The organism is Leptospira bouyouniensis (genome assembly GCF_004769525.1).
Taxonomy (GTDB): domain Bacteria; phylum Spirochaetota; class Leptospiria; order Leptospirales; family Leptospiraceae; genus Leptospira_A; species Leptospira_A bouyouniensis.
The window spans coordinates 186,049-198,044 of the sequence record NZ_RQFT01000008.1; the positions used below are offsets into that span (position 1 = coordinate 186,049).

Consider the following 11,996-nt stretch of genomic DNA (forward strand, 5'->3'; position numbering starts at 1 on the left):
TGTATGAAAAGATGGAATTCTTAATTCATACCAGCTGAAATGTGAAGTTAAAAAATTACGTGAGAGCTGCTTGTTTTAGAAATTCTTTAAAGGTATCAATTTCTTTTGTGAAAAAAACAGGTCTTGGGGATTTCACATCTTTCAACAAAAAGACAATTCCTTGGTTATGAAGGACGACTTGTTCGAGTTCTTCTGGTGTGTATGTGTAAGTGACATTTCCTGAATGGAACAAAAACTTTCCTTTTTCTTCTCGTAAATTGCCATTTCCGACACGTTTGAAATTGCGGAGACCATCTTCCATAAGGTCTAAATCGTTTGAATCTTCACCAAACAATAGTTTACCAGAATGATCCAAATACAAAGTTCCATCAATGGCAAAATGGCTTTTAGCAGGTGGAGTTGGTTCTAACTCCAAATTCCCTGAATCTGTTGGTCTAAGCACTTCTGACTTTTGAACCACTGAAGGAGTAAGCTCCTCAGGGTAAGAATAGGAAAGGTGACGGTCATCTGGGATCGAACGTTCCCTACGAATCCTTTCCTCTAGCTGCGGCGAGACGGAAGGTGTTTGGGGCATCCGGAATTGCCCCTGGGTTTGTGGTTTACGAGATTGGTATGCCGGTTGTTTCGGTTTCTGCGGGGAAAGTGCGACGTAAATGAAGCATAATACTCCCACAAGGATCATTGCGAATGCGGCAAACAACATACTAGCTATATTATCTTGCCAAAGTAGAAATCCCTTGATTACATTTTTTCTTTACAAGGGTTTTAGAAACGGAAACCTTTCCTTTATGTTCGAAGATGAACCCTCTACACTCAAAGAAAAAATATATCGTACCATCATTGCTCTCTTTTTATTCATATTGGTAGGAACACTTATCATCACTTTTTTACCAGGTGATGCAGAACAAAGCCTCATTGGAGCCATTACTGGTCAAAATTCGACAAAAGCAGGCTCTGTCGCAGGGCGAAGTATCCCGGTTGATTATTTTAACGCGGCAAAACGTGACTGTTACTACCGTTACCAACAATACGGCAGAGAAACAGCTCAAAATGCAGAACTCTTGAATTCATGCGCTTATTCCACTGTCCGTGAGATGTACATAGCCAATGACATCGCCGCTGCAGTCGGGTTCCAAGTTTCCGAAATCAGCATCAAACGGGAAATGTCCAAACAAGCCCGAGAAATACACAAGGAATCGGTATCACAAGCAGGGTATGGAGAAGAAGATTCAAGATCCCTGACAGAAATTTACCAACAAATTTACCGATCTGCCCCGATGTACTACCGTATCGATTCCGCCACAGGTTATGCGTTATTCCCTAATTTCCTAGACCAACCTCTCACACCTTCGGAAAATGAAGTGGAGTTAGAAAGTGAAGCCAAACGTGCCAAAATTTCGTTCCGATTGGTGGCAATCTCCGAAGTCAATTTAATGAACGCAGTAGAGTCCAAAATCAATATCACGGATGAGGAATTACAAAAAGAATACCAAAAGGAAAAAGCGGAAGGAACACTTTCCAAGGATCCATCTGGAAACTTTGTAAGTTTCGAGGTGAGAAAACCTTTACTATTGTCCAAACTCAAATTTGACCGCAAACGAAAAGAAGCAGAGATTTGGAAAGGTCGTATCAGTCAAAAAATTTCTGAACCAAATGCCTTGGATGCGATTGCAAAGGAATCAGGACAACCCATTGAAACTGTGACGGCTGTTTCGTTGTCTGACTTAAAACTCGTGACATCAAACCGTGGGAATAGTTACCGTTTGGCAAACTCGAGCCAGTTTTGGGAAACATTGGCAAACGATCCATTTAGCAAAAAAACGGTAGTTGGTCCTTTTTCGGACAACGACAAACAAGTTTATGTGGAATTTAGTGCCCTAACATACGGACAACCCACAGCTGCCGCACCAAAAGACCAAGCTGCAGATTTTTTGAAACAAAGGCAACTTCTTAGCTTTTTTCTTGAAATAAACCAGTCCTTAGCAGCAGAATACAACGTAGAGAAAAAAGGCCTTCTCTCTTTAGAATAATGCAAATCAAAGCCGACTTCATCAACCCATTCCTGGAAGCTGCCACCATCGTTTTTCGCGATGTTTTACAACAGGACCTGATCCGTGGAAAAATTGGGATCAAAGATTCACCCGCTCCAAGCCATGAGATTGCCATTGTGATTGGAGTCGTTGGATCTTTTAGTGGTGAAGTTGTTTATAGTATGAACTATGATGCTGCCTACAAAATTTCACGCAAACTCGTCCCCGGATTATCCGACGATGATGTCAAAAACGAATACAAAGATATCCTAGGTGAGATTGCCAACATGACCACTGGTAATGCAATGAATATCTTTACTTCTGCTGGACAATCGGTTGAGATCACAACGCCAAACATCCAAGAAACACAAAGTACATCTGTTAGGTTCAACAAAAAGCCAACCCTTTCCATCAACTTATATTCTAAGTTTGGAAGGATTGAAGTGAACGTTGCTATCGCTTGATGGCAATCAATTTCCAAAGAAAAGAAAACGCTAATTCATTCCGCTTTAACAGAGTTTAAGTGAATTTAGTCTCTCTGATGAAATCAATTTCAAATGGCTGAACCAAGGACTCGCAATCGTTCGCGGGTTTCCTTGCGGAAGTCATATCCTGGTTTTGGATTTTTCCCTTCCACACCATTTAGATACAATTGGTAATACTTAAGCGAACGTTCTAAATCACGTTCGTCCCAACTACTTTCATAAATTTTCCCTAAATAATAATGCGCAGGTAAAAACTCTTCTGCCTCTTTAAAGTTTTTGATTATATTTACAAGTTGGTGAGCTGCAGATCTAAATTCCTTTTTTCGAACAAGTAGAGTGGCAATCGCATAATGGGCTCTAGGTGTTAATTCAGGGTGTTTTGGAAACTCAGTCACAAGTTTTAAATATTCTTTATAAGCTTTTTCTTCAGATTCAGGATTTCCAATTCGATCCAAAGACCTTGCGAGTTCAAATTGGGTTTTGATTTTCAAATCGGGGTCTTCTTGTTTTTCTACGAGGCCAGAAGACTCTTTCTCTTTACCATCTAATCCATATAAATTTGAGTTCTCTACACGAGAAAATTTTGCCACCTCACCTTCTTTCCCATAAGAATCAGCAAACTCTTGTTCAGCTGCTTTTTTTTGATCTCGTGAAAGGTATGCTTTCCCTTTTTGAAAAGATGCTTTAGAAGGATCGATGACTTCTTTCTTTTTTTTCTTTTTGGAATCGGGTTTTGAAAGAGTAAGACTACTTTCTGATTTTGCTGGATTAGTTTTTGAAGGTAAAGATTCATCTTTTGAGGATGAAAGATTCCCATTACTTATGATTGGAATGGTAGTTTCATTTAAATCTTTAGAACCAAAATCATTAGAACTTTGTTTAGTTCCATTTTTAAAAACTTTCGAGCTGTCTCCTTGTGCTGTCTCCTTCTGATTGGATTCATTCCATGTTTCAGGGAATGGCAAAAATATTTCTGAGGTCTCAGCAAATATTTCAGAAAACAAAGACAAAATCAGAAACAAGTATATCACGAATATATGAATGTTTTGAGTAGGTTTCAAACTGGATTTTAATATGTTTCTCAAGTTTGATCGTGAAATAAATTTCCAAAAACAAAATTTCATCGTAATTCTTTTGGAATCCGTTCTAAACTTCGAGGTTTTCCCATCCCCTCTTTAGATTCAGAAGGTTTCGGGAGTTTTAAAGTTTCCAAATTTTTCTCTTCGTTTTTTTCCTTCACTTTTTTCTCTAATTCAGAAACACGAGATAACATCTTTTGCATACGAATTTCATCATCAGAAACATTGGAAGAATCAATACTTTCTTTTGGAGAGACAGGTTGGACATCAATAGGTGCAGGGATCAGGCCATCACCTGATGGAGTATATATGGGAGGAACGGAAGTATCTTCAGTTTTCCGATTTCGAAAATCATATTCTTTTCCCAAGAACTCCTGTTCTTCGGGTATGGTATCGTGTGTATAACCGTTGGATTCTCTTTCACTTAGAAAATCAAATTGCATCTTACGATTTGATTCATACTTTAAATCTTCTGGGTCTGACATTCGCACATCTTTTCGTTTACGATTGTAATCTCTTTCGATTTCCATAATAAACAAACTACGGGTGTCTTGTGCTAATTGTTGGCCTTGTGGTTTTGCATTTTCCCATCCATTGGACCAACCAATGTAAATTGCCATAATTAGAAAAAAAACGAAAAGAGCGATGGCAATTTTTTTGAGTAAATCTTGGACTTGCGGAGGGATTTTGTCTACGAGACCATCCACCGCCCCCATCATTTTTTGTGTGTCTACATTGACTTTGGGTATATTGATATTTTTGATATCCATCGAATTACTCTTCCAATATTTTAAAAACTACCCGTCGATTGGCAGCCCGACCTTCATCTGAACCATTGTCTGCAATGGGATTTGTTGGACCAAGTCCCACCACTGAAATCCTTGTGTCTTCTATTTTATGTTTAGACTTTAGATACAAGGCAACTGAATTTGCTCGTTCTAAAGATAATTTTTGATTGGCTGTCTTTGTACCAACATTATCCGTATGGCCTTCAATGAGTACCTTTAAATTGCCAGTTTTTTTCAAAATTCCTGCCAATCTGTCAAGTTCTGGTTCCGATTCTTTGGCAAACTCAGAGGATCTAAAAGCAAAGAACAAATTGTTCATCACAATTTGGTTTCCCTTTTTTAGTTTTGGTAATACAAGGAGAACTGTTTTTTCTTTATCTTCCTTTTCTTTTCCCACCAAATTTAGGTTCTGTGATACAGGAAGGTATCCATCTTTTTCTCCATAAAATCCGTAATTCTCTTCGTAAGGTAATATGATACTGAACTCACCTGTTGTAGGATCACTAATGGTTGATCCAATGGTTTTTTTCTTATGGAGTGATTCATATTGGACAAAGGCAGATAGTGCTTTCCCTTCCTCATCGACAACTTTGCCTTTGATCACAACAACTGGATCTGGTTGGAAATGATGAGGGATGGCAGCCATAAAAAGTTCACCATCTCTTGAAACGTAAGCCCAATTGCCAACAGCTGGAATACTGAAAAAGTTAACACCTCTTAGGTTTTGAGATAACTCTTGCGGTTCAGACCAAGTGGTCCAAGAATCGCCACTTCGTCTTGTTATAAAAATAGAGATGCCTTCTTTTCGTCCGGAAGATGAAAAATACAAAGTGCGATCGTCAGGACCAAGGAAAGGAGCCATTTCCTCTTCCCCAGTATTTAGAGTGTTTCCTAAATTGATTCCTTCTTCAAATATTCCCGAATCATTTTGGATGCTCGCATACAAATCCAATTTACCATAATTTTTCTTTTGTTGTGCTGAATATATGAGAGTTCGCCCACTTGAAGATAAAGCAGATCCACCAAATACTTGTTGGTTGGGATTATCCGCTTTTTTATACCAGTTATAAAAACTAGGAAATGAAATTGGGTTTGGCATAGACCATCCCGTTTCTGTTCTGCGAGTTTTATATAAGGGAGCACGGTTTTGAATTTTTTCAGACCTTTCTTTATATTCATTTTCTAACTTTGTCAGAATAATATGAAATTCTTTTGCATTAGCTGCTTCACGAGTTGCCATTTGCGATTTTTGAGTCATTTCTCTTTTGAGATTATCGAGTAACTCATCTTCCCCAAAGTTCCCAAATACAAATAATTCATTTCCACCTGGTAACGCAGAAATCACCGCTGAAGGATAACGATTGTTTAGTGGTGACGGCAATTGTTCACCCGCCATCCAAAACCCATATTGGTCTCTTTTGGATGCCCATACTTTTTGTGTCGAACGTCCACCTTCTCGAACCAGTGCCGTCCAGAAGAGTATTTTGCCATCGGGTGTACATTGAGGGTTAAAAGAGAAAAACCCTTGGGTTACATATCTTGGAATTTTTTTAAGTGTCCAATCAGGAGTTTTGCCAATTTCGAAAGGTTCCATCTCATATCGGATAGGCGAACACACTTCTCCTTGGATATCGCATAACATTCGTACCTTTTTCCCACCTAAGTACGCCAGTTCTTCCTGCAATGCTGTACTCGAAATGCGGAAAACTTGTTTCTCAGTCCGTAGTAGATGGCCGGTATTTAAAAGGTCTCCCTCCAAAACCTGGATTCCATTTTTAATACTTTGCGAACTTGTGAGCCCGCTCCCAAAAAGGAAGAAAATGATGAGTAGAATCCGTGCCATACCATACGAAATGTCGGTTGAAACCTCCGATTCCCTTAGAAAATTGACCTATGATCCAAGCTAGCGGCATTACAGTCTCCTTCGGGAAAAAACCTCTTTTCGAAAACGTCTCCATCAAATTCAAACCGGAGTGCCGTTATGGGCTGATTGGAGCCAATGGTTCAGGTAAATCGACCTTTATGAAGGTCCTGGCAGGCATCTTGCAACCTTCATCCGGCTCTGTTGTCATTGATAAGGACGTTAAGGTCGGCTATTTGAAGCAGGACCACTACGAATACGAAAATGAGACCGTTCTAGGGACAGTCTTACGTGGAAATCCTGAACTTTGGAACCTAATGGCGGAACGTGATGCCATTTATGCCAAAGAAGACATGACGGATGAGGAAGGGATCCGCATCTCAGAAATCGAAGAACAATTTGCCGATTTAGGTGGGTACGAAGCCGAATCAGTTGCCGGGGAACTTTTGGAAGGCCTTGGGATTCCGACATCGGCACACAGCCGCCCTCTTAACTTTCTAACGGGTGGATTTAAATTACGAGTCCTTCTTGCCCAAGTTTTATTTCTGAAACCAGATGTTCTCCTCCTCGACGAACCTACAAACCACTTAGATATCAAAACCATCCACTGGTTAGAAGAACTTCTCACAAATTACGAAGGTGTAGTCATTGTGATTTCCCACGACCGTCACTTTATCAACTCAGTGGCCACTCATATCGCAGATTTAGATTATAATACAATCAGAGTTTTCCCTGGGAATTATGACGACTTTATGATCGCCGCTGAACAATCACGTGAACAACTAATGAGTGATAGTAAACGTGCGAAAGAGAAAATCGCCGACTTACAAGAGTTTGTTTCTAGATTTTCTGCCAATGCCAGCAAATCCAAACAAGCAACTTCTCGTCAAAAAATGATCGAAAAAATCAAGGCAGAGATGGTGGAAGTAAAACCTTCCTCGCGAGTTGCACCATACATTCGTTTTAAAGCAAAACGCGTATTAGGAAAAGATGTGTTTGAAGCAATCAACATTTCGAAATCCTATGATGGTAAACCGGTCATCAAAGATTTTAGTACGACAATCACCAAAGGTGAAAAAGTAGGGATTGTTGGAACAAATGGTGTTGGTAAAACAACATTGCTGAAAATGTTATTAAAAAAATTAGAACCAGATTCTGGACAAGTGAAATGGGGAGATTCAGTGGAAACTTCCTTTTTTCCACAAGACCACCGTGAGGCGATGGAACCAGATGCGGATACTCTAGTAGAATGGTTACTCCGCAATTCACCACCAGGAACGGAAGTTCAAGAGATTCGCGCCATCCTTGGAAGGATGTTATTTTCTGGTGATATGGCAAACAAATCCACAAAAGTATTATCAGGTGGTGAAAAATCGAGAATGATTATTGGGAAAATGATCCTTGCTTGTGACAATGTGATTGCACTCGACGAACCGACAAACCACTTAGATTTAGAAACGATTGAAGCATTAAACTACGCTTTATCATTGTTTGATGGCACTGTCATTCTTGTATCTCATGATAGGGAGTTTATCTCTTCACTTTGTACACGGATCATAGAAGTAACTCCTGAAGGAATCAACGATTTCAAAGGGAATTACGAAGAATTTTTGGAACGTGAAGGAAATGATTTTTACAAACGTCTAACTGGCGGAGCCATCCTTAGTACTTAAAACTGATAGTTCAGGGAGAGATTTGCCGACTGCATTTCTTTCCCTGCCAAAAATTCCGTTGTCAGACTAAAATTCCCCTGCCCCAAACGAAAACCTAAACTACCATATCCAAAGCTTGAAACATGATCATACCTCGTGGCTAGCCGGATTCCGAGTACGCTAGGATCGGACGAAAAGTCGTCTGGATTCACCCTTGTCGAAATAAGTGCATACCGACTCACTTGTAGTGAGGTAAATCCTTGGTTGTATACATAACCAATCCCAGGTACGATTGATAAAAATCCAATGGTCCAATTGTATTTCATGTCAAAAGAAAACGAAGTGATCCGAGACTGATAAAACAAATCATTTACGCCTAACCATCTTCGTTTATCACCATCAATTCTAAATTGTGTTGGTCTGCGGTCATATGAACTCAAATACAAATCTTGATTGGTTTGTAAAAAACCAAATCCATAAGAAAAACCAGATGTTTCTGGATAGTATCGAAACACCACACCATAGTTTTGTATTTTTCCCCTAACTTCCGTATTCCGAATTTTAACAAAAGGAATGTTTGCCTCACTAAATTCATAAGGGAAAAAGTGAGTGGTTGCATTCCATCGTTTTGCATATGCAGATGGTATCCACTCCCCTAAATTTGCTGTGAAACTGATTGAGGGAGATGCTGCGACCCCTTGTTTTGGTAAATTGCGTAACTCTGAATTTTCGTAATAAAAATCTCGTGCTTTTGATTGACCACGTGAAATCGTATAACCTAAACCCATTCGGTAAGAAGGAACATTTTGCCCCCCTGCTTGGTTCGAATTGATATTTTGTAAGACAGCATTTTCTCCCATTGAACGTAAAAAACCATTCGTATAAATTTTGTCCAATGCCGGTCCTGCAAAATTTCCTAATACCTGGTATTCAAAAGGGATATTGGAACACTCACCTCCCAAACATAATACTTGTGCTTTTAAGGTAAATCGCTCCGGAAAAAACATTGGGAAAATTATTTGAATTAGAATGATAACGAGAAAAGTTCGAATCAATTTCATTTGAGAAAATTTATGTAATAAAAAAACGAGTATCATTTTCAAGTTATTATCTCTTTTTTGATTCAATACAAAGAAGGATCACCATCCATTTTAATTGATTTCGAATACTATAAAGGAAACCGTAATGTTAAATTTCGTTTTGGAACACTTAAAAACAATTCCAAACAAGGAAATAGATGAATCATAATTTAATGAAATCTAATGTAACTTTTGTTACTGGATAGATTGAAACCAATTCAAAAAAAGTTCCATCGCTTTTTTTCGGTGTGATACTTTGTTTTTTTCTTCCTCTGATACTTCTGAAAATCTTTTCCCAAATTCTGGATAAAAGAATATAGGATCGTAACCAAATCCATATGGTCCAATCGTATCGTAATCTAACATGATTAGACCTTCAACTTTTCCCTCAAAAGAAACTTGGTGGATGGAATCGACAAAAGTCACCACACAACTGTAATGTGCCTGTCGATTAGGATTTTCTCCCAATTGATTCAGTAAATGTAATGCCCTTTCCTTATCTGAAAGACCGGGTCCTCCATACCTTGCTGAAAAGACTCCTGGCTCCCCACCTAACGCATCTACTGAGATACCAGAATCATCTGCGAAAGATGGAATTCCAGTGAGTTGAAAGAGTTCTTTAGATTTGATGAAAGAATTCCCTACGAAAGTGGTTTCGGTTTCTTCAGGAGCGAATGGTATCCCTAGAGATTTTGGTGTGACTACTTCATACCCAAAGGGCGAAAGTAACATTTGCATTTCTTTTTTTTTGTGATCACTGCCTGATGCAAATGCTAATGTTTTTTTTGTCAGTGGGAATCTTCCTCGTCTAGTTGGAATCCTTCCATTGCAGAAGAAAGATCAGGGAAAATTTCGAAAACTTTATCTAACATCGTGATTTCAAACAATTGAATCAAATCTTCATCAACCACAATCACTTTAATGTCGCCATTCATCGGCTTTAACTTACGCTTAGTGGCAACAAAAATCCCCAAAGCAGTAGAACAAATATGATGCACTTTGGTTAGGTCTAAAATAATTTTTTTAACGGAACCTTGGGTGAGTTTTGATAGTTCTTTTTCAATTTCATCCGAATCCACTTTTAAAATGGCACCCGAAAATTTGATAATCCTTATGTCATCCTTGACTTGAACATCCATTCGATTCAATCACCCCACTTAACATGAAAACTACGCATGTAACTTTCCTTGCACCTCTCAGTTTGTATAACCGAGCGATTTCGTTCAAGGAAGCCCCTGTCGTAAATATATCATCTACGAGTAGAACATGAAGTCCTTCTATGATTCTATCACTTTTTGTGAATCCAAATGCCTTTTTTGCATGAAAAAATCGATCTTCGAATCGTTTCTCCGACTGTTTGTCCTTTGAAATCTTACGAAGACTCGTATCTTCCCTTAATTTCTGAAGGTTTACAAGACGATTTCGCAAGTACCAGGCCGCGTGGTAGGGTCTGGGACCGGATTTTGCCTTGGACGGTACGAGCACAAATAAACTCGGTGGATCCGGCCTCCAAAGTGTAAGGAGTTTTTTCCAACCGAAACTAAAATATCTGGCGATCTGTTTTTCATTTTGGAATTTTAAGGAAAGAAATAGTTCCTTCTTTGGGGAATCTCTAAGCACTAAGGAATAGGCTTCATCATAGAATATAAATCGATCCTTCGGTTTTGGAATCAGAAAAGGACCTTTCTTTTTCTCAGCCTGAAAGGTTTCCGATTTTGTACAAGTTTTACATAAACCCAATAGTTCAGAAAAAAAATCATTCCTACCACAGCGAATACAATACTTAGGAAATAAAAAAGACAGAATCGAAAAAAAAACCCCTCTCATAATGAAAGGGGTTTCTGAAGTAAGAATTGGTCTTACTTTTTTAAAACATCTACTTAGCGGGAGTAGAAGATTGTGGAGCTGGTGCCGCCTCTACTTTTGGTTCCTCTGTTGATTTTTGAATTGTAGAAGTAGGAGGAGTAAGGTCTACAGTGAGTTTCACTTCCACTACATCAGATTGGTTTCCAACATTATCAACTGCCATCGCTTTGATTACGTGATCACCTTGTGTTTCGATTGATATTGCTTCAACATAAGGTTTGAATTCTTCTTCGTCAACTTTCACTAAGATTTTTTTCACACCTGATTCTTTATCAGTTGCGTTCACGTAGAAAACGTTACCTTTTCTTTGGAAATTTTTTCCATTGATATCAACGAGTGGATAAGAAGGAACGATTTCAATTGTAGGTTTTACATCGTCTACAGTGATGATCATAGATGACTCAGGGGAAGAATTACCAGATCTATCAGTTGCAGAATATTTGATTACGTTTGCTCCACCGTTTTCCAATTTGATTGGATCAGTGTAACCTTTTGCTGCTTCTTGGTTGATGCTAAATTGAACTTTTTCAACACCTGTTTGGCGGTCTTCAGCAACAATCGTATATGTATTGTTTTTTGATGCGAAAGGAACTCCATCTAATACGAACAGTTGTTCTTGTGGAACAAGGCTCACTCTTGGAGCAGTGTTGTCTACATTCACAACTAGGATTTTAGGAGTTTCAGCGTTTCCAACTTTATCAACAGAACGATAGTATATCTCAGTGAGACCTTCTTCTGAAATTCGGATTGGTTGAGTGAATCTTCTGTATTCGCCGTTTTTTGGTTTCCATTCAATGAAATCAATTGTAGAAGAATCATCTTTTGCGTCTAAGGAAAAGGAAGTTTTACTAGTGATAAATAATGCAGCTGCATCTGAAGTAGAAGCACCTGCTTCTTTTTTGTCTCCCAAAATGTCATTTACAGTTGTCTCAGCTTTATCGACACCGTCTTTGGCTTTTGTAGAGGTAGATTCCGTTTTTTGGATCGCCTTGTCTTTTGTGGAAGTAGTGGCTTTGGGGTCAGCAACCTGTGCTGTGATTTGGCCTGCGAAAAAAATTGTTAAGATGGCCAAAAGGTATTTGTGCGCCTGCATTTGTATATGTCTCCTTTTTACAGATAAAACATATATATCCTCTTTCTAAGGAAATATTGTCAA

Annotated in this window: 12 protein-coding genes; 3 read left to right on the forward strand and 9 right to left on the reverse strand. The window is 38.8% G+C overall.

Annotated features, from left to right (window positions below; genetic code table 11):
- Positions 1 to 55: 55 nt before the first annotated feature.
- Positions 56 to 703, reverse strand: coding sequence for an LIC_11490 family protein (locus EHQ43_RS09200; RefSeq protein WP_135770936.1), 648 nt, complete (start codon positions 701 to 703; stop codon positions 56 to 58).
- Between EHQ43_RS09200 and EHQ43_RS09205 the strand changes: the two genes are divergently transcribed.
- Both EHQ43_RS09205 and EHQ43_RS09210 read left to right on the forward strand, forming a co-directional pair.
- Positions 654 to 2,030 carry a hypothetical protein gene (locus EHQ43_RS09205; RefSeq protein WP_244242725.1) on the forward strand — a complete coding sequence of 459 codons (1,377 nt, stop codon included), beginning with the start codon at positions 654 to 656 and terminating at the stop codon, positions 2,028 to 2,030. The genes EHQ43_RS09200 and EHQ43_RS09205 overlap by 50 nt on opposite strands.
- Positions 2,030 to 2,494 carry a chemotaxis protein CheX gene (locus tag EHQ43_RS09210; RefSeq protein WP_135740631.1) on the forward strand — a complete coding sequence of 155 codons (465 nt, stop codon included), beginning with the start codon at positions 2,030 to 2,032 and terminating at the stop codon, positions 2,492 to 2,494. Before EHQ43_RS09205 ends, EHQ43_RS09210 begins: the two co-directional genes overlap by 1 nt.
- Before the next feature lie 89 nt (positions 2,495 to 2,583).
- On the opposite strand, the gene EHQ43_RS09215 is transcribed toward EHQ43_RS09210, so the two are convergent.
- Genes EHQ43_RS09215 through EHQ43_RS09225 form a run of 3 tightly spaced genes read right to left on the reverse strand, consistent with a single transcriptional unit; the run spans position 2,584 to position 6,225 of the window.
- Positions 2,584 to 3,576, reverse strand: coding sequence for a tetratricopeptide repeat protein (locus EHQ43_RS09215; RefSeq protein WP_135770937.1), 993 nt, complete (start codon positions 3,574 to 3,576; stop codon positions 2,584 to 2,586).
- Between the two features lie 59 nt (positions 3,577 to 3,635).
- Positions 3,636 to 4,364: an LIC_11485 family protein gene (locus EHQ43_RS09220; RefSeq protein WP_135740629.1), complete on the reverse strand. Its 729-nt coding sequence runs from the start codon at positions 4,362 to 4,364 to the stop codon at positions 3,636 to 3,638.
- 4 nt (positions 4,365 to 4,368) lie between these two features.
- Complete coding sequence (locus tag EHQ43_RS09225) at positions 4,369 to 6,225, reverse strand: OmpA family protein (protein ID WP_135770938.1); 1,857 nt, start codon at positions 6,223 to 6,225, stop codon at positions 4,369 to 4,371.
- 50 nt (positions 6,226 to 6,275) lie between these two features.
- On the opposite strand from EHQ43_RS09225, the gene EHQ43_RS09230 reads away from it, so the two are divergent.
- Positions 6,276 to 7,916: an ATP-binding cassette domain-containing protein gene (locus EHQ43_RS09230; RefSeq protein ID WP_135770940.1), complete on the forward strand. Its 1,641-nt coding sequence runs from the start codon at positions 6,276 to 6,278 to the stop codon at positions 7,914 to 7,916.
- Here EHQ43_RS09230 and EHQ43_RS09235 read toward each other — a convergent pair.
- From EHQ43_RS09235 to ompL47, 5 genes are all read right to left on the reverse strand, one after another.
- Positions 7,913 to 8,992, reverse strand: a complete 1,080-nt coding sequence (locus EHQ43_RS09235; protein WP_135770942.1) for an Lsa36 family surface (lipo)protein — start codon at positions 8,990 to 8,992, stop codon at positions 7,913 to 7,915. The genes EHQ43_RS09230 and EHQ43_RS09235 overlap by 4 nt on opposite strands.
- 177 nt (positions 8,993 to 9,169) lie before the next feature.
- Positions 9,170 to 9,766, reverse strand: a complete 597-nt coding sequence (gene rdgB / locus EHQ43_RS09240; protein ID WP_135740625.1) for an RdgB/HAM1 family non-canonical purine NTP pyrophosphatase — start codon at positions 9,764 to 9,766, stop codon at positions 9,170 to 9,172.
- Positions 9,763 to 10,113: an STAS domain-containing protein gene (locus tag EHQ43_RS09245; RefSeq protein WP_135740624.1), complete on the reverse strand. Its 351-nt coding sequence runs from the start codon at positions 10,111 to 10,113 to the stop codon at positions 9,763 to 9,765. The genes rdgB and EHQ43_RS09245 overlap by 4 nt, the downstream gene beginning before the upstream one ends.
- Complete coding sequence (locus EHQ43_RS09250) at positions 10,091 to 10,801, reverse strand: ComF family protein (RefSeq protein WP_135770944.1); 711 nt, start codon at positions 10,799 to 10,801, stop codon at positions 10,091 to 10,093. The genes EHQ43_RS09245 and EHQ43_RS09250 overlap by 23 nt, the downstream gene beginning before the upstream one ends.
- A 49-nt stretch (positions 10,802 to 10,850) precedes the next feature.
- Positions 10,851 to 11,933: a multi-beta-barrel domain surface protein OmpL47 gene (gene ompL47, locus EHQ43_RS09255; protein ID WP_135770946.1), complete on the reverse strand. Its 1,083-nt coding sequence runs from the start codon at positions 11,931 to 11,933 to the stop codon at positions 10,851 to 10,853.
- Positions 11,934 to 11,996 lie beyond the last annotated feature (63 nt).